Below are 25,902 nucleotides of genomic sequence, written 5' to 3'. Positions count from 1 at the left end.
CACTGTTGCCATCGCCCCGCGTTGATTTCTATCTGACCGACGAAGCCGGCGATGCCGCGCGGATGCGCCTCGCCTGCCGGATAGCCGAGAAGGCCTACCTCGCGAAACAGAAGGTCGTCGTGTTCGCCGACGACGCGGCGGCGCTGTCGAAGCTCGACGAACTGTTGTGGACCTTCGGCGACGGCACGTTCGTGCCGCACGATGTGGTCGGCGACGCGGGCACCGCCTGCGCGGCGCCCGTCGCACTAACTACCGGCGCCCTGCCCGAGGGCCATGCCGACGTGTTGATCAACCTGTCCGCCGCCGTGCCGCCGTTCTTCGACCGGTTCGCGCGCGTCGCGGAATTCCTCGACTCCCGTCCCGAGGTGCGCAGCGCGGGCCGTGAGCGCTTCAAGCTGTACCGCGGCAAGGCCATCGAACCCCAGACGCACAACGTCTGACGCGCAGCTCTCCAGGCGCGCGCGGCCGCCGACTTTCTGAGCGAGGAAATCGGCCGGTCCGTATAATCCGCGCCCTCATGGACAAGGCCTATTCCCCGGGCGAAATCGAGACCCGGATCTACCAGCGTTGGGAATCATCGGGCGCCTTCGCCCCGTCGGGCGACGGCGAGGCGTACTGCATCATGCTGCCGCCGCCGAACGTCACCGGCACGCTGCACATGGGGCACGCGTTCCAGCACACCTTGATGGACACCCTCACCCGCTGGCACCGCATGCGCGGCTTTTCGACGTTGTGGCAGCCGGGCACCGACCACGCCGGCATTGCCACGCAGATGGTGGTGGAGCGCCAGCTCGGCGCGGAAGGCAAACATCGCCTCGATCTCGGGCGCGAGGCGTTCCTCGAACGTGTGTGGAAGTGGAAAGCCGAGTCCGGCAACACGATCACGCACCAGATGCGCCGCCTCGGCACCTCGGTCGACTGGTCGCGCGACAAGTTCACGATGGATCCGGAGCTGTCGCGCGGCGTCACGGAGGTGTTCGTGCGCCTGCACGAGGAAGGCCTCATCTATCGCGGCAAACGACTGGTCAACTGGGACCCGGTGCTGCTGACGGCCGTCTCCGACCTCGAAGTGTTGTCCGAGGAAGAGAACGGCAGCCTGTGGCACATCCGTTATCCATTCGCCGAAGGTGAAGGCCACGTCGTGGTCGCGACCACACGCCCCGAGACCTTGTTAGGCGACACGGCGGTGGCGGTCAGCCCCGAGGACGAGCGTTACCAGCCGCTGATCGGCAAGCGGCTCACGCTGCCGCTGACGGGCCGCACCATCCCCGTGATCGCCGACAGCTACGTCGACGCGGCATTCGGCACGGGCGCGGTCAAGATCACGCCGGCGCACGACTTCAACGACTATGAGATGGGCCAGCGGCACGCGCTCGAGCAGATCAACATCTTCACGCCCGACGCGAAACTCAACGAGAACGCGCCGGAGCGTTTCCGCGGGCTGGATCGCTTCGTGGCGCGCAAGCAGATCGTCGCCGAGCTCGAAGCGGCCGGCCTCATCGAGAAGATAGAGCCTCACAAGCTCAAGGTGCCGCGCGGCGACCGCACCGGCGCCGTGATCGAGCCCTATCTGACCGACCAGTGGTACGTGAAGATCGCGCCGCTGGCCGAGCCCGCGCTCGCGGCGGTCGAAGCGGGCCGTACGCGTTTCGTGCCCGAAAACTGGTCGAAGACCTATTACGAGTGGATGCGCAACATCAAGGACTGGTGCGTGAGCCGCCAGCTCTGGTGGGGCCATCGCATTCCGGCCTGGTACGACGAGGCCGGCAACATCTACGTGGGCCGCGACGAAGCCGAGGTGCGCAGGAAACACACGCTGCCGCCCGGCCTCGCGCTGCGCCAGGACGACGATGTGCTCGACACGTGGTTCTCCTCGGCGCTGTGGCCGTTCTCCACGCTCGGCTGGCCCGACACAACCGCAGCGCTGGGCAAGTTTTATCCGACCAGCGTGCTCGTCACGGGCTTCGACATCATCTTCTTCTGGGTCGCCCGCATGATGATGATGGGCCTCAAGTTCATGGGCGACGTGCCGTTCCGCGACGTCTACATCACCGGGCTCATCCGCGACGAGAACGGCGAGAAGATGTCGAAGGCCAAGGGCAACATCATCGATCCGCTCGACGTCATCGACGGCATCAGCCTGGCGGATCTGCTGGCCAAACGCACCAGCGGCCTCATGCAGCCGCATCTCAAGGACAAGATCGACAAGGCGACACGCAAGCAGTTTCCGGACGGCATTGCGCCGTTCGGCACCGACGCATTGCGCTTCACGTTCGCGTCGCTGGCGGGCGCTTCGCGCGACATCAATTTCGAATTCGGCCGCGTCGGCGGTTACCGCAACTTCTGCAACAAGTTGTGGAACGGCGCGCGCTTCGTGTTGATGACGGTCGAAGACCAGGGCGATCTCAGCGGTGAAGCGGAGCTCTCGATCGCCGATCGCTGGATCGTGTCGCGCTTCGCCGCGACGCTCGCGCAGGTGGACAGCGCGCTCAAAGAGTACCGCTTCGACTTTGCCGCGACGGCGCTGTACGAATTCACCTGGTACGAGTTCTGCGACTGGTATCTCGAGCTCACCAAACCCGTGCTGCAGGGCGAGAACACCACGGAGGCGCAGAAACGCGGCACGCGCCGCACGCTGGTCACGGTGCTCGAGGCGCTGCTGCGCGCGCTGCACCCGCTGATGCCGTTCATTACGGAAGAGATCTGGCAGCGCGTGATCCCGCTGGTTGCGCCGCTCGCCGCCGCGGCCGATGTGCGCGCCTCCACCAGCCGCACCGAGCTGCTGATGCAGGCGCGGTATCCGGCGGCCACCGACTTCGCCGCCGACGCGGAGGCCGAAGCCGAAGTGAGCTGGATGAAACAGTTCATCCTCGCGGTGCGGCAGATCCGCGGCGAGATGGACATCGCGCCGTCCCGCCGGATTCCGCTGCTGCTGCAGAATGCCGGCGAGCGCGAACGCACACTCGTCGACAGACATTTCGCCTATCTCGCCCGGCTCGCGGGGCTCGAGGCGATCACGCCGCTGGCGGCGGGCGATGCCGCGCCCGAAGCCGCCACCGCGATGCTCGGCGAGCTGACGTTGCTGGTGCCGATGGCGGGATTGATAGACCCGAAGGCCGAAGCCGATCGCTTGACGAAGCGCATCGCAAAGAATGAATCGGACCTGGGGAAACTCCGGGGCAAACTCGGCAACGCCAACTTCGTGAAGAACGCGCCGCCCGAGGTGGTCGCGGCGGACCAGGCGCGCCTGGCGGAACTGGAATCTCAGAACCTGAACCTCGCGGCACAGCTCGATCGCGTGCACCGGCTCGGCGGAACCTGAACCGCATCACGAGCCGGGCCGCACGACGCGGGCTATAGTCGAAACGTGAACGCCTCCACGACCTCACCGACCGACGCCCTCACCCGTGCCCTGGCCGACCTGGATCGCATCATCCTCGGCAAGTCCGAGGCCGTGCGACTGGCGCTGACCTGCCTGCTGGCGCGCGGCCACCTGCTCATCGAAGACGTGCCGGGTGTCGGCAAGACCACGCTCGCCCACGCGCTCGCGCATGTCCTCGGCCTCGCCTGGCAACGCGTGCAGTTCACCAGCGACCTGCTGCCGGCCGACATCATCGGCGTGTCCGTGTTCGACGCGCCGAGCGGCGGGTTCTCGTTCAAGAAGGGCCCGATGTTCACGCAGCTGCTGCTGGCGGACGAGGTCAACCGCGCCAGCCCCAAGACGCAAAGCGCGTTGCTCGAGGCGATGGAAGAACGCCAGGTCAGCGTCGACGTCACCACCTATCGCCTGCCCGACCCGTTCTTCGTGGTAGCCACACAGAACCCTTTCGAGCAGTTAGGCACCTTCCGCCTGCCCGAGTCGCAGCTCGACCGTTTCCTGATGCGTATCTCGCTCGGTTATCCGGACGCGGCGCATGAACGCGCGCTGCTGGCCGGAGGCGACCGGCGCGATCTGCTGGCGGGCATGCCGCCGGCACTCAACCCGGACGCCGTCCGGGAGCTGCAGGCGACGGCACAGCGCGTGCACATCGCGCCCGCGTTGCTCGAATACGTGCAGACGCTGGTGGCCAGCACGCGTCAGCGCTCCGATATCCAGATCGGCCTGTCGCCACGCGCCGGCCAGGGCCTGGTGCGCGCCGCCCGCGCCTGGGCCATGCTGGCGGGCCGTGACATGGTGATCCCCGAAGACGTGCAGGCCGTGTTCGCGCCGGTCGCGTCCCACCGCCTCGATGCCGGCGTGAACACCGGCGCCGACCACGCGGCGCTCATCGCCGCGCTGGCGCGCGGTGTCGCCGTGCCTATCTAGAGCCATGTTCGCCGCGGCGCGTGTCGGCACGGGCACCCTGAAGGCGAATCTGCGCAAGCGGGCCGCGGCGTGGGTGAGGCGCCGCCAGGGCGACGACCAGCTGCCCGTGACGATCCTGACCGGCCGTCTCTACATCCTGCCGACGCGCGCCGGGCTGGCCTTCGCGGCGCTGACGCTCGTCATGTTGCTGGGTGGGCTCAACTACTCGAACAGCATGGCGATGATGCTGACTTTCCTGTTGTCGGGCTTCGGCTTGATCGCGATGCATCTCACCCATCGCAACCTGGTCCGCACGCAGGTGCGCGCGATCTCCACCGCCAATGCTTTCGTCGGCGAGCACGGCATTCTGCAGCTGACGCTGCAGAATGCCGCCGACTCGCCGCGGCTCGGCATCGAAGCGGAAGCCGCCGACAGCGCGCGCGTCGCGGTCGATGTGCCGGCGGGAGGCACCGCCCGGGCGGACATCGCCCTGCCGTTGCCCAAGCGCGGCCGCGTCGACATCGACCGCGTCAAACTATCCACCTCGTTTCCGTTCGGCCTGTTCCGTGCCTGGACCTACGTGCACCTGCGCGTGAGCGTGCTGGCCTGGCCCGTGCCGCGCGGCCGGCGCGAGCCACCGCTGGAAGCCGCCAATCTGGGCAACGCCCCGGCGTTGCACCGGGCCGGCGACGAGGAATGGTCCGGCCTGCGCGAATTCCGCAGTGGCGACTCGCCGCGTCAGGTGGCCTGGGGCGCCTATGCGCGTGGGCGCGGACTGCTCGTGAAGACCTATCAATCTTCCGCGGCGCATCACCGCATCTTCGACCTGGCCGGTGTCGCGGGCGGCGACCTCGAAGCGCGTCTCGAACAGCTGTCGGCCTGGATCGTCGCGGCGCACGCGCGCGGCGAACGCTACGGTCTGCGGCTCGGATCGCAGGAATTGCCGCCCGATGGCGGCAACGAGCACCGCGCACGGTGTCTCGACGGACTCGCGCTCTACGCCAGCGGTGATGCGTCGTGAACACGGCGGCCCGCGCGCAGGTCGCGGCAACGCTGGTGTTCATGGCCAGCGTTCTTTTCATCGCCGGCCATGCGCCGCCCTGGTGTACCGCGATCGCGCTGCTGAGTGTGGCGTGGCGCCTGTCCATCGGATTCGGCTGGTTGCAGCCGCCGCGCGGGCGGCGCGGCGCACGTTTCCTGTTCGGCATGCTCACGGCGTTGCTGGTGGCCGCGGTGCTCGCTAACTTTCGCACCGTCAACGGCCTCGCTGCCGGCACCGCGCTGCTGGTGGTGATGGGCGCGCTGAAACTCATCGAATCGCGCACGCGCCGCGACGATGGCATCGTGGTCGGCGTGTCGCTGTTCCTGCTGCTGGCCGCGGCGCTCGCGAGCCAGTCGCTTTGGCGGCTGCCGCTCTATCTACTGATCGTCTGGGGAGCGTGCGCCGCCATCGCGTTGATCGCCTATCCCGGCGACGCGCTGCGCACACGCACGGCGCTGCGGCTTTCCGGCCGCGCGCTGGCGATGTCGGTGCCGCTGGCGGCCGCCTGCTTCCTGTTCTTTCCGCGCGTCGCCGGTCAATTCTGGGCACTCGAGCGCGGCGCCGGGGCGACCACCGGGCTGTCCGACGAGATGTCCCCGGGCAGCATCAGCAAACTCGCCAACGAATACGACCCGGCGTTTCGCGTGCGCTTCGCGGCCGGGCTGCCGGCGCGCGCGGCGCTGTACTGGCGGGGCCCCGTGCTCAACAGCTTCGACGGCTTCACCTGGCGGCGCGAGCGAGCGCGGTTCTACCGCGCCGAGCCGCTCGAAATGCTCGGCGATCCGGTGCGTTATCGCGTGACGCTCGAACCGACCTGGCAGCCGTGGCTGTACGCACTCGACACCGTCGATGCCAGCCCGCGGCGCGACGTGTTCATGTCCTACGACCGGCAGCTTTCGACGATGGATCGCATCACCGACGTCGTCAGCTACGACGCCGTTTCGCATCTTGCGACCCGCTCGTCGGGCGAGTTGTCGACGCTCGGGCGCAGGTACGAAACCCAGCTGCCTGACGGACGCAATCCACGCACGCTCGCACTGGCGCGTGAAATTCGCGCGCGCACGCCGGATGACGCTGCCTACGCGCGCGCCGTGCTCGAATGGTTTCGCACCAACGGACTCGAGTACACGCTCGAACCGGGCACGACCACGCTCGACTCCGTGGACACGACGTTGTTCGACTCCAAACGTGGCTTCTGCGGACACTTCGCATCCGCCTTCGCGATGCTGATGCGTTCGGCGGGAATCCCGGCCCGGGTGGTCACGGGATATCTGGGTGGTGAATGGAATCCGGCCGGCGGATACCTGATCGTGCGGCAGTCCGATGCCCATGCGTGGACCGAGATCTGGCTCGAAGGCCGCGGCTGGACGCGCATGGATCCCACGGCCGTGGTGGCGCCGGAACGGCTGCAGCGCGGCATCCTCGATCTGTTCAACGATTCATTGCCGGTGGCCAGTGTCTTTTTTCGCAATACCTGGCTGCGCCAGCTCAATCACCTGTGGGACGGGGCAAACCAGTGGTGGCAGGACCAGGTGGTCGAGTTCAACCTGCGGGCGCAATTCGACCTGTTGCGGAAGTTAGGCGTCGAATCGCCGGACTGGCGGCACCTGGGCTGGGCATTCGCACTCGCCTTGCTGGCGTGGATCGCGTGGGTGGGGCTGTCGCTGCGGCGCAGTGTCGCGCGCCTCAAACCCGACCGCCTCGCGCGCGCCTGGTTGCGCGCCACGCGCCGGCTCGCACGCGTGGCGCCGCCACGCGCCGCACACGAAGGACCGATGGATTACGCGCGGCGCGTGGGCGCACTTCGACCCGAGCTCGGGCCGCGCGTCGAGGCGCTCGCGGCGCGTTACGCGCGGCTGCGCTTCGGCCCGCGGGCCGCCAAAAACGAGATCGCGCAGTTCGAGCGCGAGGTCAGGCGGCTCGCGGTGTAAGCCGCACGCGCCACAACAGGACCGCGCCGATCACGAACAGCAGCACCAGCGAGATGATCGAAGCACGTTCGTTGTGCGTGACGCCCGCGACGATGGCGATGAGCAAGGGGCCGAGGACCGTCGCGAACTTGCCCATCATGTTGAAGAATCCGAAGAACTCCGCGTTCTTGCCCTCGGGAACGAGCCGGCCGAACACCGACCGCGACAGGCTCTGCACGCCGCCCTGCACCAGGCCGACGACCACGGCCAGTGCGAAGAACTCCGCTTCCGAATCGAGGAAGTAGGCGTACACGGTGATGCCCGCGTAGACGGCGAGCCCGATGAGGATGCCGCGTTTCGGGCCGATGCGGTCGCCGAGATAACCGAAGAACAGCGCCGCCGGGAAGCCGACGAACTGCGTGACCAGCAACGCGGTGAGCAGGCTGTTCGTGTCGAGGCCGAGCGAGACGCCGTAGTTCACCGCCATCTTGATGATGGTGTTCACGCCGTCGATGTAGAACCAGTACGCCAGCAGGAACATCGCGATCGTCTTGTACTGGCGCACGTGCGCGATCGTGTTCCTGAGCTCTTTGAAACCGACGCGGGCGGCGTCGAAAAACGGCAGATGCGGGCCGCGCTGCTGCTCGTGTACGCGGCGCATCAGTGGAATCGTGAACACCAGCCACCACACCGCGACGGTGACGAACGACGCGCGCACCGCCTGCCCGGCGTCCGCCAGCCCGAACAACGCCGGCTTGCTGACCATGACCACGTTGATGAGGAACAGCAGCCCGCCCCCGAGATAACCCAGCGCATAACCGAAAGAGGAAACGCGATCGAATTGATTGGGCTGCGCCACGTCGAGCAGCATCGAGTCGTTGAACACGATGCCGCCGTTGAAACCCATGGTGCCGAGCACGAACAACACCGCGGCCGCGAGCCATTCGCCCTGCCCGACGAGGTACAACGCGGCGGTCGAGCCCACGCCTAACAAGGTCCACGCGAACAGGAATTGCTTGCGGCGCCCGCCGCGATCGCCGATGGCGCCGAGAATCGGCGCGAGGATCGCGATGACGAGCCCCGCCGCGGCGTTGGCATAACCCAGGCGCGCCGTGGTTTCGACCGGCGTCACGTCGGTGCTCCAGAATTTCTGGAAGAACACCGGGAAAAACCCCGCCATCACCGTGGTAGCGAACGCCGAGTTGGCCCAGTCGTACAGGGCCCAGGAAAAGATCTGCTTGTTCTTGATGAGATCGCGCACGGGAGACAAGGCTACGCGGGCGACGTGCCCTGCGCCATCACTGCGATTCCCGCGTGGCGCGGAACGAGATTTTCGGCCAGCGTTCGATCGTGAGCTCGAGATTCACGCGCGAGGGCGCCAGATATACGAGCGCGCCCGAGTGATCGATGGCGAGATGGTCGTACGCCTTGGTGCGGAATTCCTCGAGATGTTTCTCGTCGTCGCAGTAGATCCAGCGCGCGGTGTGGACGCCGATGGTCTCGAACACGGACGTGACCGCGTATTCGTCCTGCAGGCGGAACGCCACCACCTCGAACTGCAGCTGGCCGACGGCGCCCAGGATCATGTCGTTGTTGCGCAGTGGCTTGAACAACTGCGTGGCGCCTTCCTCGCACAGCTGCCCCAGCCCCTTGGCGAGCTGTTTCATCTTGAGCGGATCTTTCAGCACGGCGCGCCGGAACATCTCCGGCGCGAAATTCGGGATTCCCGTGAAGGTGAGTTTCTCGCCCTCGGTGAAGGTGTCGCCGATGTTGATGGTGCCGTGGTTGTGCAGGCCGATGATGTCGCCCGCAAATGCCTCGTCGGCCGCCGAGCGGTCGGCCGCCATGAACGTCAAGGCGTCGGCGATGCGCATTTCCTTCTCGAGTCGCACGTGGAACATGCGCATGCCACGCGTGTACTTGCCCGAACACAGGCGCATGAATGCGATGCGGTCGCGGTGCTGCGGGTCCATGTTCGCCTGGATCTTGAACACGAAGCCTGTGAGCTTCTCCTCACCGGCGTCGACTTCGCGCTGCACGGCTGCCCGCGGCAGCGGTGCCGGAGCGTGACGGCCGAAATGCGCCAGCAGTTCTTCAACGCCGAAATTCGAAATGGCCGAGCCGAAGAACACCGGCGACTGCCGCCCTTCGCGATACGCCTCCACGTCGAACTCGGCGGTGCCGCCACGCACCAGCTCGATTTCATCGTCGAAGCGCGCGGCACGGTCGCCGAGGAACTCGCGTCCCGCCGCGCTGTGTAATCCGTCGATGGTGCGATTGGTGCCGCGCTCGCCGCGCGCCGCCGCTTCGTACACGTAGATGCGGTCTTCGATGAGGTGATACACACCCGCCAGATCCCGGCCCATGCCGATCGGCCAGGTGACCGGTGCGGTGCGGATCTTGAGCACGCTTTCGATTTCATCCAGCAGCTCGATGGGCGGACGGCCCTCGCGATCGAGCTTGTTGATGAACGTCATGATGGGCGTGTCGCGCATGCGGCACACCTCCATCAGCTTGATGGTCCGCTCTTCGACACCCTTGGCGCAGTCGATGACCATGAGCGCACTATCTACCGCGGTCAGCGTGCGATACGTGTCTTCGGAGAAGTCCTCGTGACCCGGCGTGTCGAGCAGGTTGATGATCTCGTCCCGGAACGGGAACTGCATCACCGACGAGGTGATGGAAATTCCGCGCTGTTTCTCCAGCGCCATCCAGTCGGAGGTGGCATGCCGCGCCGCCTTGCGGCCCTTGACGGTGCCGGCCAGCTGGATCGCGCCGCCGAACAGCAGCAGCTTTTCGGTGAGCGTGGTCTTGCCCGCGTCAGGGTGGGAAATGATGGCAAACGTGCGCCGCCGCGCCGTTTCAAGCCCGGTAGAGGTCATGAAATTCTCGAGGTGTCAGGTGCGCCGAAGCTCGCGCTTCAGCACGATGGCGTCTTCACGCCCATCGGGGGCCTGATAATACCCGCGGCGAATGCCGATTTGTTCGAACCCGAGACGTTGATAGAGCCGGATGGCGGCGAGATTGCTCGGCCGCACCTCGAGAAATGCTTCGGTGACCCCGCCGGCGGCGGCCCGTTCGAGCAGGTTTTCGAGCAGGCGTCCGCCAAATCCGACGGTGCGGAATTCTTCCCGCACGCAGACATTGAGGATGTGCGCCTCGCCTGCTCCCAGGCTCATGACCCCGTAGCCGATGATCTGCCCGGCCAGGTCGAGCGCGCGGCAGGTGTACCCGACGCGCAGGCAGTCGCGGAAAATGTTCTCGCTCCAGGGAAACGCGTAGCTCTTCAGCTCGATCGCGGCGATCTCGGGAAGATCGATTTCCAGCATCGGCCGGATGACGACTTCCGGCACTTCCCGCAGGTCCTCGGGAGCCGCGGCCACGTCAGCCCCCTCCACCCACGATGCGTTGGTAAGTCGACCGCGCGAACTTGAGGTCTTCCCAGGCCTTGCGCTTGTCGCCGGGCGTGCGCAGTAGATAGGCAGGGTGATAGGTGATCACGAGCGGCGTGTTCGCCTCGCCGAAGGTGTGCAGCTTGCCGCGCAGGCGCGACAGCGGCGCGTCGGTCGCCAGCAGGTTCTGCGCGGCGATGCGGCCTACCGCAAGGATGACCTTCGGCTTGAGCAACGCGATCTGCGCCGACAGGTACGGCAGGCAGCGCGAAACCTCCTCGGGTTTCGGATCGCGATTGCCCGGCGGACGGCACTTGAGCACGTTGGCGATGAACACGGTGTCGCGCGGCAGGCCGATGGCCAGCAGCATGGCGTTGAGCAACTGGCCGGCGCGGCCGACGAATGGTTCGCCCTGGCGGTCTTCTTCGGCGCCCGGCGCTTCGCCGATGACCAGCCATTCGGCCGCGCGGTTGCCCACGCCGAATACGGTTTGCGTGCGCGTCTTGCACAGGTCGCAAAGTGTGCATCCGGCCACGCGCTCGCGCAGCGGTTCCCAGTCAATGCCGGCCGGCAGCGGCGTGGGGGCGATGAGCGGCGCGCGCGACGCGGGCTCGGGCGCTGGCGCGCGCGCGGATGACGTGCGCGGCGCAGCGGTAATGGGCTCGGGGGTGTCCGCGGCCGCCTCGGGCGCATCGCGAGGCACCCAGCGATCGATTCCGAGCGCGTCGAGATACGCGTTGCGCAGCGTCGCTTGCATCTCTAGCTAGTCGATACGGGCGGTGGCACGCGCGGACGGCGCATCTTGCGGACCAGCCACTGGACGGGCCCGTACGTCGCGTAGGAAACGAACATCGCGAACAACATCGTCGGCGCGTCGAGGCGGATCAGGATGAGCATCGGCAGGATCACGAACGCGATGTACGAATACTTGACGCGCTGGTTGACCTCGATCTGCTTGAGCGAGAGGTAACTGAACGCCGAGACCATCAGCGCCGCGGCATAACCCGTGACCGCGAACGCCAGCAGCAAACCAGGCAACCCGGGCTCGCGCCACTTGCTGAAGAACCACACAAAGGCGGCGACGACCGCCGCGGCCGACGGACTCGGCAGGCCCTGGAAGTAGCGCTTGTCGCCACCCGCGACGGCAGTGTTGAAGCGCGCCAGGCGCATCGCCGCGCAGCATGCATAGAAGAACGCGACCACCCAGCCGAACTGCCGCCATTCGTGGCCGTACTCGCCGATGCGCACCACGCCCCATTGATAGACGAGCACCGCGGGCGCCACACCGAAGGCCACCATGTCCGCGAGACTGTCGTACTCCTTGCCGAAGGAGCTTTCCGTGCGCGTCCAGCGCGCCACGCGGCCGTCGAGACCGTCGAACACCATCGCGATGAATACCGCTCCGCCCGCCAGGGCGAAATTGCGGTCGATGGCCGCGACGATGGAGTAGAAGCCGGAAAAGAGACAGCCGGTGGTGAGCAGATTGGGCAGCAGATAAATGCCGCGGCTCGGCGGATTCGGCGGCGAATTCCCGGTCGTTTTAAGGTCTTGCGTCACGGCCGGCATCATAGGCGAATCCCTCACCTGATACACTCTCGCGCCCCTATGCGCTGGTCCCAATACCCGGTCAACACGACCAAGGAAACTCCCGCCGACGCCGACGTCGTGAGCCAACAGCTCATGCTGCGCGCGGGCCTCATTCGCAAACTCGCCGCCGGGTTGTACACCTGGATGCCGCTCGGCCTGCGCACCCTGCGCAAGGTCGAAAACATCGTGCGCGAGGAGATGAATCGTGCCGGCGCGCTGGAAGTATTGATGCCGGGCGTCATACCCGCCGAGCTGTGGGTGGAATCCGGCAGGTGGGGGCAATTCGGGCCGGAGCTGCTGCGCCTCAAGGACCGCCACGAGCGGGACTTCTGCCTCGGGCCCACGCACGAGGAAGTGATCACCGACATCGCGCGTAACGACCTCAAGAGCTACCGCCAGCTGCCGGCGAACTTCTACCAGATCCAGATGAAATTCCGCGACGAGCGCCGGCCGCGTTTCGGCGTGATGCGCGCGCGCGAATTCCTCATGAAGGATGCGTATTCGTTTCATCTGACGCAGGAATCGCTGCAACAGGGATACGACGCCATGCATCGCGCGTATACCGCGATCTTCACGCGGCTCGGCTTGCGGTTCCGCTCGGTGGTCGCGGATCCGGGCGCTATTGGCGGCACCGGTTCCGAGGAATTCCACGTGCTCGCCGAATCCGGTGAAGACGCGATCCTGTTCTCCGACGGCGACTCCTACGCCGCGAACGTCGAGATGGCCGTGGCCATGCCGCCGTCGGCGTCGCGCCCGGCTGCGAACGCAGCGCTCGCCGAAGTCGCGACACCGAACGCGCGGACCATCGAAGAAGTCACGCAGCAGCTCAAGCTGTCCGCCGACCAGTTGGTCAAGACCTTGTTAGTCGACGGTGACGAAGGCGGCGTGGTCGCGCTGCTGGTGCGTGGCGATCACGAGCTCAACGCCGTCAAGGCGCAGAAGCTGCCCGGCGTGGCGAAGCCGCTGCGCATGTCCTCGAACGACACCATCGCGAAAGCCACCGGCGCCGAGCCCGGATTCCTGGGACCGATCGGCTTCAAGGGCAAAATCTACGCGGATCACTCGGTGCTCGCGATGGCGGACTTCGTCTGCGGCGCGAACAAGAAGGACACGCACCTCACCGGCGTCAACTGGGGCCGCGATCTGCCCGAGCCCACCGCCGCCGACATCCGCAATGCGGTTGCTGGCGACCCCTCGCCCACCGGCAAGGGCAAACTAGCCGTCGCCCGGGGCATCGAAGTCGGCCACGTCTTCCAGCTGGGGCAGAAATACAGCCTGTCGATGGGCGCGACCGTGCTCGACGAATCCGGCAAACAGGCCACGCTGTACATGGGTTGCTACGGGATCGGTGTGACACGCGTCGTTGCGGCGGCCATCGAGCAGAACCATGATGCGCGCGGCATCATCTGGCCGGACGCCATCGCGCCCTTCCAGGTGGTCGTGGTACCGATCAATGCACCCAAGTCGCAACGTGTCCGAGAAACCGCAGACCGCCTGTACGCCGAGCTCGTTGCCGCGGGAGTCGACGTGTTGCTCGACGATCGCGACGAGCGCCCGGGCGTCAAGTTCGCGGATACCGAGCTCATCGGCATTCCGCATCGCGTGGTCGTGGGCGACCGCGGCCTCGAGGCCGGCAAACTCGAATACCGCCACCGGCGCGCCGCAGCGGCCGAGGAATTCCCGGCCGGCGATGCGCCCGCGTTCATCCGCGGCAAGCTGGCTAACTAGCCACGGGGCGTGGGGCATGCGTTATCTCCTGCCCCTCCTTCTCTGTCTGCCCCTCCAGGCGCTGGCCGCGCCGGCGGCGGATGCGCAGCGCGAACCGGAAGTGAAGAACGCCGTCCAGCACGCCATCGACCAGGCGGAATGTTTCGAGGACCGGTACGACTCCGCGGTCTGGTACAAGATGATGGAGCCGCGCCTGCGCAAGAAGGTGCCGGACCGTGAAGAACGCATGGCGATTCTCAAGAATGTGTTCTGCGAGGCGAATCGCGGCGGCGAAGTGCGTATTCCACCCGGCCTCGTCATGGCCATCATCGACATCGAGAGCAGCTTCAACCGCTACGCGGTTTCATACGCGGGCGCCGTCGGCCTCATGCAGGTGATGCCGTTCTGGCCCGAAACGCTGGGGATGCGCCGCCACCAGCTGACGAAATCGCCGGAGAACATCCGCATGGGATGCGCGATCTTCCGCGCCTATCTCAAACGCGAGAACAACAACATCGCGCGCGCGCTGGCGCGTTACAACGGCAGCACGGGCAAACGCTGGTACTCGGACAAGGTCATCGACCAGTGGACGCGCTGGAATGGCGCCGACGATCTCGGCCGCGACAACCGTCACGCCGAAGTGAAGACGGTCGTCCGCTGAACCGAGGCGGGGTCGACTTCCGTCGTGTCGACGGCGGTCACTTTCGAGGCCGGCGATCCTTCCCACAACCACGCCGTGAATTGCTCGACCGCGGCCGGCTCGCCGCAGGCCAGCACTTCCACGCGGCCGTCGGTGAGGTTCCGCGCGAAACCGGTCAACCCCAGTGCCTCGGCCTTGCGGACACACGTGGCGCGATAAAAGACGCCCTGGACGCGGCCCGAAACGAATGAACGGCGGCAAACCATGGGGCATGATAGCCGCCGCCCGAGGAAAACATGACCGAAGTACTCATCGTCTATTACAGCCGCCACGGCGCCACCGCCGCGCTGGCGCGCCATGCCGCCCGCGGCGTCGAGAGCGTGGCCGGATGCACCGCCACGCTGCGGACCGTGCCGCCGGTGAGCGCCGAGAACGAACGCCCCGTGAAAGCCGTACCGGACAGCGGCGCGCCCTACGCGACACTCGACGACCTGCGCCGCGCGGACGGATTGTTGTTAGGCAGCCCGACCCGCTTCGGCAACATGGCGGCGCCGCTCAAGTATTTTCTCGATGGCACCTCCGCCATCTGGCTCGACGGCACCTTGTCGGGCAAACCCGCGGCGGTGTTTTCTTCCTCGACCACACTGCACGGCGGCCAGGAATCCACGCTGCTGACGATGGCGCTGCCGCTGATCCACCACGGCATGTTGCTCACGGGTATTCCGTTCACCGAGCGCGGCATCAACCAGACACGCACCGGCGGCACGCCGTACGGCGCCACACACGTTGCGGGCGTCGCGCCGCAGCCCGGTGCCTTGTCGGAAGACGAAATCACGCTCGCCCAGGCGCTCGGCAAACGCGTCGCGGACATTGCGGCCGCACTGGTCGCCGGGCGCGCGGCGCGCCGCTAGCTTCAGGGCTTTTTTCCGTCCACGACGTCGCGGATGAACGGCACGGTGATCCGGCGCTGCGCGGCGAACGCCGCGTCGTCCAGCGTGTCCAGGATCTCGCACAAGGTGCGCATGTCGCGCGGGAAGCGGCGCTGCAAATACTTCGCGGTCTCGGGCGGCAATTCGAAACCACGCAGGCGCGCGCGCAGATAGAGCGCTTCGAGCTGTTCTTCGTCGTTCAGCTCGCGCACCGCGAATACCGCCGACGACGCCAGCCGCGATTTGAGATCCGGCAGGCCGAACTCGACGTGCACCGGGTTCTCGCGCGCCGCGAACAGCAACGTTCCGCCGCGCTCGAGCGCACGCTGCCACAGCGCGAATAGACGCTGCTCCCAGTCGGGGAGCCCCGCCACGGCCTGCACGTCGTCGAAACAGGCGACATCCAGCGTATCGGCGCCGTCGAGCGAAGCCGGCCCGAACGGCAGCAGGCTCTCGAGCGGTAGATAGGCCGCACGCTTCTCCGGGGCGGTTTCGGCGCACACCGCCTGCAGCAGGTGGGATTTGCCCGCGGTGTGCGGGCCCGCGATCCAGGTCGCGCCGGCGGGCGCGGTGGCGGCGACGTTGCGCAAATGCGCCACCAGTTCGACATTGCGCGCGGTCAGGAAGCTCGCGAAGGTGGCGCGCTCCTTCAACTGCACGCCGAGGATTAACTGACGCATGGCGGGTTGGCGCGTGCCGTTCAGGTCGCGAGCGCGCGGCGCGTGAACACCGTCAGGTAGTCGGCCCCGGAAACCACGGTGGTGATCAGCGTGACGCAGGCCAGCGCCACGACCATGTCGCGGGTCGGCAGGCCGGTCGCCGCGCCGAGGATCGCGGCCAGCGCCACCGCGAGCTGCATGCCGGTGTTGATCTTGCTGAGGATGGTCGGACGGCCGTGCAACGGGCCGATGAAGACACGATAGATGACCGCGCCGCCACCGATCAGCACGTCGCGCCCGACCACGACCGCGGTCAGCCACCAGGGCACCAGGTTCATCCAGGTGGCAGTGAGGAACAGCGCCACCAGCAGTAGTTTGTCGGCCAGCGGATCGAGGAGTTTGCCGAGGTGCGAAGTCCAGTTGAAGCGCTTCGCGAGCCAGCCGTCGAGCCCGTCGGAGACCGCGCAAACCGCCACCAGCGCCAGCGCGATCCAGTAGTTTGCCGACTGCAACGCGTCGATCGTCGGCCAGATCAGCGCGATACGCACCAGGCAGATGAAATTGGGCAGATGCCGCAACATGACGTCAAGGATTCAAGGACGATATCGATAGGCGACCGCGCCGCCCGCGCGCGGCTCGGCGCGTTCGAAGTGGGCATTGCCGCCGAGTCCGGACTGCAGGACATCCGCGCCGCCGCGTGTCACCACCGTGAACGTCACGCGTGTGCCCGTGGCCTCGGCGAGCTGCACGCTGCGCACGCCATTGGCGCCGCCAAGCAAATCTGCCACACGCGCGTAATCCTTGAGCGAGGGCACGCCGTCGACTTCCACGAGGATCGCCAGCTCCGGCAACGCGGCATACGCCGCCGAATTGCGCGCCAGGATATCGGCCGAGCCGTGAATGCCCTCTTCGAGCGAGCCATTCCAGGTCTCGTTGATGCCGGAGCCGTTGAGCGTCCAGCGCCACGGGCCGCCGCCGGGCACGGCATCGCCATAACCCACCAGCACCGCATCGGCGCTGCGGATGCGCTGACCGGCCGCGAGGGCGGCGTCGGCGGGAATATCGCCCGTCGCCGGCAGTCCCAGCGTTTCGGGCCGCGCGACGCTGATCGGCTGACCGCGGCGATTGGCCGCGGCATCGAGCGCGCCTTCGATCTGGCGGCGGTTTTCGAAAGCGCCGGTCGCCGGCCCGCCGGTGAGCACGACCAGCAACACCGGCCGTTCGCTGAGCCAGATGGAACGGCCCGCGGCGACGATGTCGCGCTCGAGCGCGGCGCCATCGAACATCACGACCTGCGTGGTGCCGCTGGTGCCAGGGCGAGTGCCGAGCACATAGGTTTGCGCCTGCGCGAGGATTGCGGCCAACGCGGGATCGTTGGCCGCGTCGCGCGCGCCGGTGGCGCGCACCAGCACCTGGCGCAACGCGGCCTGCGACTGCACCGCCGCGTCGGTCTGCGACGACACGGAAGCCTCGTAGACACGCACCGGGCGGGTGGCTTGGGCACCGCCCGCAAAGCCGAGTAGCGCGGCCGCGATCAAACTCACGATGAATGTTCGCATTGGCTACAATATCGCACGTTTTTTCCCGACCTGCCGCGCCGGCACCCGCACTCTCAATGACCCAATCCGGACTGACTTATCGCGATGCCGGCGTCGATATCGACGCGGGCGACGAACTCGTCGAACGCATCAAACCCGTGGTCAAACGGACGATGCGCAAGGAGGTGCTCGCCGGGATTGGCGGCTTCGGCGCACTGGTCGAAGTACCGCTCGATCGCTACCGCAAACCCGTGCTGGTGTCCGGCACCGACGGCGTGGGCACCAAGCTGCGGCTGGCCATCGATACGGGCCGCCACGACAAGATAGGCATCGACCTGGTTGCCATGTGCGCCAACGACGTCGCCGTTTCTGGCGCGGAGCCACTCTTCTTCCTCGACTACTACGCCACCGGCAAATTGCGCGTCGACGTGGCGGAGGCCGTCATCCGTGGCATCGCCGAAGGTTGCGAGCTCGCAGGTGCCGCGCTGGTCGGCGGCGAAACCGCCGAGATGCCGGGCATGTACCACGGCGACGACTACGACCTTGCCGGCTTCTGTGTGGGAATCGTCGAACGCGACGCAGTCATCGACGGCACGAAGACCGCCGCGGGCGACGTCGTAATCGGGCTCGCCTCCTCCGGGCCGCATTCCAATGGTTATTCGCTGATCCGCAAACTGGTGGCGGTGGCGTCGGCCAACGAGAAGACCCAGCTCGATGGCAAGGCGCTGTTCGACCGGCTGCTCACACCCACGCGCATCTACGTGAAGTCGATGCTGACGCTGGCCAAGCAGGTGAACGTCAAAGGCTTCGCGCACATCACCGGCGGTGGCCTCACCGACAACATTCCGCGCGTGTTACCCGACGGCTTCGAAGTCGTGCTGCAGCGGCGCAGCTGGGGGCGCGATCCGGTGTTCGACTGGCTGGCTGCCACAGGCTCGATCGCGGCCGCCGAGATGTATCGCACTTTCAACTGCGGCATCGGCATGATCGTCGTGGTTGCGCCGGCCGATGCCGACGCGGCGCTGGCCGCGCTCGCGGCATCGGGTGAAACCGCCACCGTCATCGGCAGCGTCGGGCGCGGCCCGCGCGGCGTCTTCATCGAGGAATAGACGCCGTGTTGCCGGTCGCCGTGGTCATCTCGGGGCGCGGCAGCAACATGGAAGCCATCGTGCGCGCCTCCCAGGCCCCCGGCAGCCGTTTCAACGTAGTTAGAGTCATCGCCGACCGCGAGAGCGCGGGCGGCCTCGCGCGCGCCGCGGCACTGGGCATCCGTACGGCGGTCGTGCCGGTGAAACAATTTCCCGATCGCGACAGCTTCGATGCTGCGCTGGCCGCGGAGCTCTCGGGCAGCGGGGCCGAACTCGTGGCGCTGGCCGGTTTCATGCGCATTTTATCGGCCGGCTTCGTGCAGCGTTTCGAAGGCCGGCTGCTCAACATTCATCCGTCGCTGTTGCCCCGCTACAAGGGACTCGACACCCACGCGCGCGCGCTGGCGGCAAAGGATTCGCATCATGGCGCGAGCGTGCATTACGTCACCGCCGAGCTCGACGGCGGGCCGGTCATCATGCAGGGGCGGCTGCGAATCCACGGCGCAGACACCCCGGATACGGTTTCAGCGCGCGTTCATGCGCTGGAACACATCATCTACCCCCATGTGTGCTCGCTCATTGCCGCCGGACGTGTGGAATGGCGCGCCGGCGCGGTCTGGTTCGACGGCGCGCGCCTCGCCGCCCCGCTCATCGAGGAAAACGATGCGGCGGCCTGAGGCATTGTTGTGGTTCGCGCTGCTCGGAGTCTGCGGTATGGCCAGCGCCGATCCGGTCGACCTGAAGCCCTTCAAGGCTACCTACATCGCCGAATGGAAAGGCATGACCGCCGCCATCTCGACCGTCGAGCTGCTGCGCTCGGGCGACGACAGCTACACCTACTCGTCCGTGAATTCGGCGCGCGGGCTGTTCCGCATGGCCTTCCCCGACGCCTTGACCCAGACGAGCACCTTCAAGCTCGTCGATGGCCGCGTGGTACCGGTCAATTTTCGCGGCATGGACGAAAAAGACCGGCCGATCGATCTGAACTTCGACTGGCAGGAAAAGCGCGTCACCGGCACCGCGAAGGAACGCGTCGTCGATCTGGAGCTGCCGGACGGCGCCCAGGACGCGATGTCATTGCAGATAGCCTCATTGCGGGGCCTCGCCAGCGGCAAGCTTTCGGGCAGCGTCTGGATGATCGACGCCAACAAGCTCAAGGAATACGAGCTGAGCCTCGAGGGTAATGCCCGCATCGACACCGAACTCGGCGAGCTCGATACCGTGATCTATGTCAGCAAGCGCCAGAATACCGATCGCCTGACGCGCACCTGGGTCGCGCCGGCGCTGGGCTATCTACCGGTCAAGGCCGAGAGTGTTCGCGGCAAGAAGACCGAAGTGACCCTGCGGATACAATCCGTCGACCGCTAGAAAAACGGGACATGCCTATTTTTCAGGTCTTCGGCAGCGTCACGCCCTTCTGCCCCTGGTACTTGCCGCCACGATCCTTGTACGACGTCGAGCACACCTCGTCCGATTCGAAGAACAACATCTGCGCCACACCTTCGTTGGCGTAGATCTTCGCCGGCAACGGCGTGGTGTTCGAAAACTCCAGCGTCACGTGGCCTTCCCACTCGGGTTCCAAAGGCGTTACGTTGACGATGATTCCGCAATTGCTTACGAAAACGCCCGACGCGAGGCCGAAATTGCCCGCCTCGGGCACGGTAAGGCAATAGACATCGTGATCACCGCGAAGCTCGCGCACGGCGACAACCTTGTGGTTTCGATAAGCCGGCGTCCCGCGAAATTCTGCGATCACCATTGGAAAGCGCCGGAACACCGAGCGGTCGCACTTGAGCATATCCGCGGCGCCGCGAATGGATCCGGTCTCGTGCAAAGCGATTCGCACGACATCAGCCGTAATCTCGCCACGGAGGTTGATGGACCTCGCAACGTCTGCCTGTTTGCGTCGGCGCGAACCGTCATCACGCGACCAGGCTTCGACCATGATCTCACCGTGACGAATCCGCGCGGCCGGATCAGAATAACGGGCCAACGTCGCACGTCGATGCGCCTCTCGCGTTTCCGCGGTGGGATTTCGGCGCTGGTAGATCAGCTTGGCGCGAATCGCTGCATACCGTTCATCTGCCCAAAAATTCCGCGCGCGCTCGGATTGCGCGCGGGCAAAGTGTTCACGCCAGGATGGGTCGAGTGCAAGGCGTTCCAACGCATCGGCAATTGCAGCGCCGTGGGCGTCGGAATCGAAACCCTCCCCGTAGTTATCGCTGTTGTGTAGTCGGATGTGATCTTCCGCCAGCATACGCACGAGATTTGTCGGCCGATTGTTGCGGCGATTGATGTCAAGATGATGCCGGTGTGTGCCCGGCTCGTCGGCATAGATGCCGTGACGAAGATTCCACTCATCCGAAAGGCGATGGGTCGGATACAAGTGTCCGGTCAGAGGCTGGTAAACCATCTCGTAGCCGCGCGCGTACTCGCGATACAGCGGCATGAGTGCATCACCTGCACGTAGCTCATTCGCCTGGGCCATCCGGCCATCGCGACGCATGAACTGATGATCCGGCGTCGCATTGATTTTCTCACCCGAGTCCAGCTCTACCTCGAGCAAGGAATCCCGGCCGATGAAGCGCGGAGCATCGAGCAAAGTCACGATGAGCCGTCCATTGGGACCGATGCTATAACCCCAGAACACTTCACCGGCTTCATGTCGGCCAGCCATCTCCGCGAGTGTCGGTGTGGTCCCATCTACGAGTGCGACGCGCGTATCGCCGCTGAAGCAGCGCGCATACGTCGACTTGCCCAGGCATACGACGAGCGTGGAGCGCGGAATCCGAAAATATTCGATGGTACGAGCGAGCGCGAAAGAATTCGGCGGAATGATGCAGACGTCTGCGTTCACATCGACGAAGCTTTTTTCGTCGAACGCCTTCGGATCGACGATCGTCGAGTTGATGTTCGTGAAAATCTTGAATTCGCGCGAACAACGGACGTCGTATCCGTAACTCGAAGTGCCATAAGAGACGATCTTGTGCCCGTCAACGTTCCGGACTTGCCCGGGCTCGAACGGCTCGATCATCTTCTGCTGTTCCGACATCCGCCGGATCCAGTTGTCGGACTTGATGCTCATCTTCATGACCTCGGCGTGTGTGCCCGCGCGAATGCGAAGTCGTTCATTCTACTAGCGCGCATGCGCGCTCGATCGGCGCGCATGATTTTTTTGTTATCAGCTTTCTTCCACGACGATTTTGGGAAACAGGGTCGATCGATCCTTCGCGCGCCGCGACAGCGCCGCAGCCGTGCGCCGCGCCATCGCGAAGTATGGCGCCGCATGTGCCGCATCCGGCTGCGCCGCGACCGTCGGCACGCCGCCGTCGGCCTCCTCGCGCACGCGCACGTCGAGCGGCAATTCGCCGAGCAGCTCGACGCCGTACTGTGCCGCCATACGCGCGCCACCACCGGAGCCGAACAGATGTTCGACGTGTCCGCAGTTGCTGCACACGTGCACGCTCATGTTCTCGACGATGCCGAGCACCGGCACATTGACCTTCTCGAACATCTTGAGGCCCTTGCGGGCATCGGCGAGCGCAATGTCCTGCGGCGTGGTGACGATGACCGCACCCGCCACCGGCACGCGTTGCGCCAGCGTCAGCTGGATGTCGCCGGTGCCGGGTGGCATGTCGATGACGAGGTAGTCGAGATCCCCCCAATCCGTGTCGCCGAGCAACTGCGTCAGCGCCTGCGTCACCATCGGACCGCGCCAGACCATCGGCTGTTCGGGATCGATGAGAAACCCGATCGACATCGCCGACAGGCCATGGGCCTGAAGCGGCTTGATGCGTTTGCCGTCGGGCGACGCGGGGCGCTGGCCGGTGAGACCGAGCATGATGGGCTGGCTCGGGCCATAGATGTCGGCGTCGAGGATCCCGACCCTGGCGCCCTGACGCGCCCAGGCGAGCGCAAGATTTGCTGCGACCGTCGACTTCCCGACTCCCCCTTTGCCCGAGGCGACGGCCACGATGTTGCGAACGCCCGCGAGCGGAGAAAGCTGCCGCTGTACGGCATGTGCAGTGATTCTGGACGTGAGCTCGACCACGATGTCGCTGGGCCCGCCGCCCGCGCCGACATGGCTCGCGAGACCGCGCGTGAATTCGTCCTGGTAGCCGCCGACTGGGAAACCCAGTGCCACGCGAACGTGAGCCCGATCACCTTTCAGCTCAGCCGACTCGACCGCCTGGGCGCTTCCTAAGCTCTGACCGAGATATGGGTCCTGATATTTTTCAACCAGTGCGCGAAATTCGGCGGATGCCATGGGGGCCATAGTGATGAATTTGTCCGCCGGGACAGAAGGGGCGGGGATTCTAGCGAAAATTCCATGGAAGCGGTCTAGATCGGCCGGCCTCGACGGGACATATGGCATAATTTTTGTAACAGGGTTCGGGAACAAAGGACGACAGACTTGATTCATTCCGCAAGCGCACCTCGAGGGGCCGCCCCGCGCGCTTCCTGCGGAACATCCGTTTCATGAGTTTTTTCACCAACATCCGGGCCGATCGGTTCATCACGGAGCTCAAGGAAGCGACCGATGTAGCCGCTCCGCAAACACAGAAGGCCATCGCGAAACTTCGTGAGCTGGGGGCTGGTGCTATCGAACCGGTAACCGCGGCCCTCGCCGATGCCGACAAGATCGCCACCGTCGCGTACATCGAAGTGCTTACCGGGCTCGTCAATCAAAAGACTTTCCCGAAGTTCATCGAATCGATGGTCACCGGCAGCCCGCGCGTGGTCGCGGGCGTCGCCTGGGCGCTGTCGAGCAGCCGCGCTTATCCACCGACCATGCTGCTCGACGCACTGGGCACCGAAGGCATCGCGAAGTCCGCCCTGCTCGACGTCATCACCGCGCACCGTGCGAGGTTGTCGGTGCGCGAAATCCTGGCGGCGGCGTACAAGCAGGAAGCCAACGAAAAGGCCGCGTTGTTCCGCATCCTCGGCGAGCTTGCGACCGACAACGATCTGCCGGAACTGGTCGGCCGCCTCAACGGCAAGGATCCGGTGGCGCGCCTGCACATCATCAACATCCTGTCGCGCTTCCCGAAACCCGAAGTTCAACGAGCACTGCAGCAACAGCTCGGCGACACCAACAAGCTGGTGCGCGCCGCGACGTTATCCGCCCTCGCCCGCATGGACGGCCCGATCGACATCGAGAAGGTCTGCGCGCTGCTGCGCGATCCCGAGATCGACGTGCAGAACAAGGCCATCGACGTGGTCATCCGCGCGAACGATCCGGAAACGATCAAGTTCCTGATCCCGGTGCTGAAAGACGAGAACGAATACGCGCGCCGCGCCGCGGTCGAAGTGCTGAACGAAATCGGCAATGCGAAGTCGGTGAAAGAACTGCTGGAAGCCGTATCGGACGACGACTGGTGGGTCCGCAGCCGCGCCGCTGACGCGCTCGGCAAGATCGGCGGACCGAGAGTGGTCGAGGCCGTGTTGCAGCTGGTGGGCGATCAGGACGAAGACATCCGCCGCGCGGCGGTCGAGATTCTCAACCAGACTAAGGATGACCGCGCGGTCGGTCATCTCATCGAGGCCACCAAGGACAAGGATTGGTGGGTCAGCGAACGCGCCGTCGACGCGCTGGCGGAAATCGGCAGCAAGCGCGCCGTGCCGCGTCTGGTGGAGATGCTCGATTCCACGCCGCCGAAATCATTGCCCGTGGTCGTGCGTGCCCTGGGCCGCCTTGGCGACTACAAAGTCATCGATGCCGTGTTGCCGCTGCTGTCGCGCGAAGAGAAAGATATCCGGCTGGAGGCGATCAATTCGCTCGCCAAACTCGCCGACGAACGGCGGCTCGAGCACATCCGCGTGCAGATCCAGGCCCAGACGACTTCGGCGGAACAGACCGTAGCCCAGGCGGCATTGCGCGCGTTGTCGGATCTCGATTCGCGTTTCTCCGTGAGCGGCACGCGCCTCTCCTCGACGCAGAATCGCGTCCCCGACATGGCACCCCGGGATCGCCCCGCCGCTGCCACGCAGGCTCCCAGCGCTGCGCAGATGGCAGCGCCGCCCGTCCCGCCACCGCGGCCGCGCGTCGAGGTGCCACCGCCACGTCCTGCTGCCGCGCCACCACCGACCGCGCAGGCAGCCGCTCGCACCCAGCTCATGTCCGAGCAGGAAGTGCAGCGCGTCGTCAAAGAGGCGGAAAAGATGGCCGGGCCGCAGAAGCTCGACATCCAGACGCTCAAGCCCGGCGACATCATCGAGGGCCGCTACAAATACGTGGAGCGCATCGGCAAGGGCGCGTTCGGCACCGTGCTGCTGATGGAAGACACCGTCGTCGACGAGCGCCTCATTCTCAAATTCCTGAATCCCAACGTCTCCGAAGACGAAGAGATCATGAAGCGTTTCGTGCATGAGCTGCGTTACTCACGCAAGATCACGCACCACAACGTCATCCGCATCTACGACTTCCTGTTCATCCAGGGCAACTACGCCATCTCGATGGAGTATTTCCCCTCTCACACGCTCGGCAGCGAAGTGGTCGGCGAGAAACCGATGCCCTTGCAGCGCGCACTCGGCTTCGGCATCGATATCTGCACCGGCATGGAAGTCGCCCACGCGGTCGGCATCGTGCATCGCGACTTGAAGCCCGCGAACGTGCTGATCAACGCCGAGGGGCTGCTCAAGATCGTCGACTTCGGCGTGGCCGCTGCGCAGCGCGAAGGCGACACGCAGCTCACCAAGACCGGCTACGTCATCGGTTCGCCGAAGTACATGGCGCCGGAACAGATCCTCGGCAAGAAAGTGGATCAGCGCGCCGACGTGTACGCCCTCGGCGTCATCCTCTACGAAATCATGTGTGGCGTGCCGCCGTACGCGCGCGGCGATCACATGTCGGTCATGTACCAGCACGTGCAGGGCAAGGCGCGCCCGCCGCGCGAGATCAACCCGGGACTGCCACCTGGCTTGCCCGAAGTGATCATGCAGGCCATGTCAGTCGACAAGGACAAGCGTTACCAGACGATGCCCGAGCTGCGCGCGGCGCTCGAAAAATACCGTTGATTCGCTCGGCCGGGCGGCGGGCCCGACCCTGAGCAACAGGCCTCACTATTGCCCTTCCGCCGACTTTCCCCGGACGCGGCTCGCGAAGAATCGCGCACTGCGTCACAC

At 65.7% G+C, this 25,902-nt stretch carries 23 protein-coding genes; 12 read left to right on the top strand and 11 right to left on the bottom strand.

Annotation, left to right across the window (positions count from 1 at the left end; genetic code table 11):
* The first annotated feature begins 5 nt into the window (after positions 1-5).
* The 5 genes from WDO72_18315 to WDO72_18295 all read left to right on the top strand — a co-directional run bounded on the left by WDO72_18315 (position 6) and on the right by WDO72_18295 (position 7,258).
* Complete coding sequence (locus WDO72_18315) at positions 6-440, top strand: DNA polymerase III subunit chi (GenBank protein ID MEJ0087632.1); 435 nt, start codon at positions 6-8, stop codon at positions 438-440.
* 77 nt (positions 441-517) lie between these two features.
* On the top strand, positions 518-3,322 hold the full coding sequence (locus WDO72_18310) for a valine--tRNA ligase (GenBank protein MEJ0087631.1): 2,805 nt from the start codon (positions 518-520) through the stop codon (positions 3,320-3,322).
* A gap of 45 nt (positions 3,323-3,367) precedes the next feature.
* Positions 3,368-4,306, top strand: coding sequence for a MoxR family ATPase (locus WDO72_18305; GenBank protein ID MEJ0087630.1), 939 nt, complete (start codon positions 3,368-3,370; stop codon positions 4,304-4,306).
* A gap of 4 nt (positions 4,307-4,310) precedes the next feature.
* On the top strand, positions 4,311-5,306 hold the full coding sequence (locus WDO72_18300) for a DUF58 domain-containing protein (protein ID MEJ0087629.1): 996 nt from the start codon (positions 4,311-4,313) through the stop codon (positions 5,304-5,306).
* Positions 5,303-7,258 (top strand): DUF3488 and transglutaminase-like domain-containing protein, encoded by a 1,956-nt coding sequence (locus tag WDO72_18295; protein ID MEJ0087628.1) that lies wholly within the window; start codon positions 5,303-5,305, stop codon positions 7,256-7,258. Before WDO72_18300 ends, WDO72_18295 begins: the two co-directional genes overlap by 4 nt.
* Here WDO72_18295 and WDO72_18290 read toward each other — a convergent pair.
* The 5 genes from WDO72_18290 to pssA are packed head-to-tail and all read right to left on the bottom strand — an operon-like array spanning position 7,239 to position 12,186.
* The gene (locus tag WDO72_18290; protein ID MEJ0087627.1) at positions 7,239-8,498 is read right to left on the bottom strand and encodes an MFS transporter; all 1,260 of its coding nucleotides are present in this window, start codon (positions 8,496-8,498) and stop codon (positions 7,239-7,241) included. The genes WDO72_18295 and WDO72_18290 overlap by 20 nt on opposite strands.
* A 37-nt stretch (positions 8,499-8,535) precedes the next feature.
* On the bottom strand, positions 8,536-10,119 hold the full coding sequence (locus tag WDO72_18285) for a peptide chain release factor 3 (GenBank protein MEJ0087626.1): 1,584 nt from the start codon (positions 10,117-10,119) through the stop codon (positions 8,536-8,538).
* Positions 10,120-10,134: 15 nt separating this feature from the next.
* Positions 10,135-10,620 (bottom strand): ribosomal protein S18-alanine N-acetyltransferase, encoded by a 486-nt coding sequence (rimI, locus tag WDO72_18280; GenBank protein MEJ0087625.1) that lies wholly within the window; start codon positions 10,618-10,620, stop codon positions 10,135-10,137.
* A gap of 1 nt (position 10,621) precedes the next feature.
* Positions 10,622-11,386, bottom strand: coding sequence for a uracil-DNA glycosylase (locus WDO72_18275; protein MEJ0087624.1), 765 nt, complete (start codon positions 11,384-11,386; stop codon positions 10,622-10,624).
* A 2-nt stretch (positions 11,387-11,388) separates the two neighbouring features.
* Entirely contained in the window at positions 11,389-12,186 is a 798-nt protein-coding gene (gene pssA, locus WDO72_18270) for a CDP-diacylglycerol--serine O-phosphatidyltransferase (protein ID MEJ0087623.1), read from the bottom strand.
* Positions 12,187-12,234: 48 nt separating this feature from the next.
* On the opposite strand from pssA, the gene WDO72_18265 reads away from it, so the two are divergent.
* Both WDO72_18265 and WDO72_18260 read left to right on the top strand, forming a co-directional pair.
* Positions 12,235-13,944 carry a proline--tRNA ligase gene (locus WDO72_18265; GenBank protein MEJ0087622.1) on the top strand — a complete coding sequence of 570 codons (1,710 nt, stop codon included), beginning with the start codon at positions 12,235-12,237 and terminating at the stop codon, positions 13,942-13,944.
* Positions 13,945-13,960: 16 nt separating this feature from the next.
* Complete coding sequence (locus tag WDO72_18260) at positions 13,961-14,584, top strand: lytic transglycosylase domain-containing protein (GenBank protein ID MEJ0087621.1); 624 nt, start codon at positions 13,961-13,963, stop codon at positions 14,582-14,584.
* Here WDO72_18260 and WDO72_18255 read toward each other — a convergent pair.
* The gene (locus WDO72_18255; protein MEJ0087620.1) at positions 14,554-14,829 is read right to left on the bottom strand and encodes an acylphosphatase; all 276 of its coding nucleotides are present in this window, start codon (positions 14,827-14,829) and stop codon (positions 14,554-14,556) included. The genes WDO72_18260 and WDO72_18255 overlap by 31 nt on opposite strands.
* 30 nt (positions 14,830-14,859) lie before the next feature.
* On the opposite strand from WDO72_18255, the gene wrbA reads away from it, so the two are divergent.
* Entirely contained in the window at positions 14,860-15,474 is a 615-nt protein-coding gene (gene wrbA / locus WDO72_18250; protein MEJ0087619.1) for an NAD(P)H:quinone oxidoreductase, read from the top strand.
* 2 nt (positions 15,475-15,476) lie between these two features.
* On the opposite strand, the gene hda is transcribed toward wrbA, so the two are convergent.
* The 3 genes from hda to WDO72_18235 are packed head-to-tail and all read right to left on the bottom strand — an operon-like array spanning position 15,477 to position 17,710.
* On the bottom strand, positions 15,477-16,172 hold the full coding sequence (hda, locus tag WDO72_18245; protein MEJ0087618.1) for a DnaA regulatory inactivator Hda: 696 nt from the start codon (positions 16,170-16,172) through the stop codon (positions 15,477-15,479).
* A gap of 20 nt (positions 16,173-16,192) precedes the next feature.
* A complete protein-coding gene (locus tag WDO72_18240) occupies positions 16,193-16,732 on the bottom strand; it encodes a CDP-alcohol phosphatidyltransferase family protein (protein MEJ0087617.1) in 540 nt (179 codons plus the stop codon).
* 12 nt (positions 16,733-16,744) lie between these two features.
* The gene (locus tag WDO72_18235) at positions 16,745-17,710 is read right to left on the bottom strand and encodes a DUF2066 domain-containing protein (GenBank protein ID MEJ0087616.1); all 966 of its coding nucleotides are present in this window, start codon (positions 17,708-17,710) and stop codon (positions 16,745-16,747) included.
* Between the two features lie 56 nt (positions 17,711-17,766).
* Between WDO72_18235 and purM the strand changes: the two genes are divergently transcribed.
* The 3 genes from purM to WDO72_18220 are packed head-to-tail and all read left to right on the top strand — an operon-like array spanning position 17,767 to position 20,145.
* Positions 17,767-18,798 carry a phosphoribosylformylglycinamidine cyclo-ligase gene (gene purM, locus WDO72_18230; GenBank protein ID MEJ0087615.1) on the top strand — a complete coding sequence of 344 codons (1,032 nt, stop codon included), beginning with the start codon at positions 17,767-17,769 and terminating at the stop codon, positions 18,796-18,798.
* 5 nt (positions 18,799-18,803) lie between these two features.
* A complete protein-coding gene (gene purN, locus WDO72_18225; protein MEJ0087614.1) occupies positions 18,804-19,454 on the top strand; it encodes a phosphoribosylglycinamide formyltransferase in 651 nt (216 codons plus the stop codon).
* Positions 19,441-20,145, top strand: a complete 705-nt coding sequence (locus tag WDO72_18220; protein MEJ0087613.1) for a DUF3108 domain-containing protein — start codon at positions 19,441-19,443, stop codon at positions 20,143-20,145. Before purN ends, WDO72_18220 begins: the two co-directional genes overlap by 14 nt.
* Before the next feature lie 22 nt (positions 20,146-20,167).
* Here WDO72_18220 and WDO72_18215 read toward each other — a convergent pair whose 3' ends face one another.
* Both WDO72_18215 and apbC read right to left on the bottom strand, forming a co-directional pair.
* Complete coding sequence (locus WDO72_18215; GenBank protein ID MEJ0087612.1) at positions 20,168-21,862, bottom strand: dCTP deaminase; 1,695 nt, start codon at positions 21,860-21,862, stop codon at positions 20,168-20,170.
* A gap of 96 nt (positions 21,863-21,958) precedes the next feature.
* Positions 21,959-23,053, bottom strand: a complete 1,095-nt coding sequence (gene apbC / locus WDO72_18210) for an iron-sulfur cluster carrier protein ApbC (GenBank protein ID MEJ0087611.1) — start codon at positions 23,051-23,053, stop codon at positions 21,959-21,961.
* A gap of 203 nt (positions 23,054-23,256) precedes the next feature.
* On the opposite strand from apbC, the gene WDO72_18205 reads away from it, so the two are divergent.
* Positions 23,257-25,794 carry a HEAT repeat domain-containing protein gene (locus WDO72_18205; protein ID MEJ0087610.1) on the top strand — a complete coding sequence of 846 codons (2,538 nt, stop codon included), beginning with the start codon at positions 23,257-23,259 and terminating at the stop codon, positions 25,792-25,794.
* Positions 25,795-25,902: the final 108 nt, after the last annotated feature.

Source organism: Pseudomonadota bacterium, assembly GCA_037200975.1.
In the GTDB taxonomy this organism is placed as follows: Bacteria; Pseudomonadota; Gammaproteobacteria; order Steroidobacterales; family Steroidobacteraceae; genus CADEED01.
This window is presented reverse-complemented; position numbering and strand designations above follow the sequence as displayed.

Bases quoted from the DNA above. Each gene is read 5' to 3' on its own strand.
- WDO72_18235 (MEJ0087616.1), bottom strand. From the start codon at position 17,710: ATGCGAACATTCATCGTGAGTTTGATCGCGGCCGCGCTACTCGGCTTT.
- WDO72_18255 (MEJ0087620.1), bottom strand. From the start codon at position 14,829: ATGGTTTGCCGCCGTTCATTCGTTTCGGGCCGCGTCCAGGGCGTCTTT.
- WDO72_18215 (MEJ0087612.1), bottom strand. From the start codon at position 21,862: ATGAGCATCAAGTCCGACAACTGGATCCGGCGGATGTCGGAACAGCAG.
- purM (MEJ0087615.1), top strand. From the start codon at position 17,767: ATGACCCAATCCGGACTGACTTATCGCGATGCCGGCGTCGATATCGAC.
- hda (MEJ0087618.1), bottom strand. From the start codon at position 16,172: ATGCGTCAGTTAATCCTCGGCGTGCAGTTGAAGGAGCGCGCCACCTTC.
- WDO72_18310 (MEJ0087631.1), top strand. From the start codon at position 518: ATGGACAAGGCCTATTCCCCGGGCGAAATCGAGACCCGGATCTACCAG.
- WDO72_18260 (MEJ0087621.1), top strand. From the start codon at position 13,961: ATGCGTTATCTCCTGCCCCTCCTTCTCTGTCTGCCCCTCCAGGCGCTG.
- WDO72_18205 (MEJ0087610.1), top strand. From the start codon at position 23,257: ATGAGTTTTTTCACCAACATCCGGGCCGATCGGTTCATCACGGAGCTC.
- WDO72_18265 (MEJ0087622.1), top strand. From the start codon at position 12,235: ATGCGCTGGTCCCAATACCCGGTCAACACGACCAAGGAAACTCCCGCC.
- apbC (MEJ0087611.1), bottom strand. From the start codon at position 23,053: ATGGCCCCCATGGCATCCGCCGAATTTCGCGCACTGGTTGAAAAATAT.
- WDO72_18285 (MEJ0087626.1), bottom strand. From the start codon at position 10,119: ATGACCTCTACCGGGCTTGAAACGGCGCGGCGGCGCACGTTTGCCATC.
- wrbA (MEJ0087619.1), top strand. From the start codon at position 14,860: ATGACCGAAGTACTCATCGTCTATTACAGCCGCCACGGCGCCACCGCC.
- WDO72_18220 (MEJ0087613.1), top strand. From the start codon at position 19,441: ATGCGGCGGCCTGAGGCATTGTTGTGGTTCGCGCTGCTCGGAGTCTGC.
- WDO72_18240 (MEJ0087617.1), bottom strand. From the start codon at position 16,732: ATGTTGCGGCATCTGCCCAATTTCATCTGCCTGGTGCGTATCGCGCTG.
- WDO72_18300 (MEJ0087629.1), top strand. From the start codon at position 4,311: ATGTTCGCCGCGGCGCGTGTCGGCACGGGCACCCTGAAGGCGAATCTG.
- WDO72_18275 (MEJ0087624.1), bottom strand. From the start codon at position 11,386: ATGCAAGCGACGCTGCGCAACGCGTATCTCGACGCGCTCGGAATCGAT.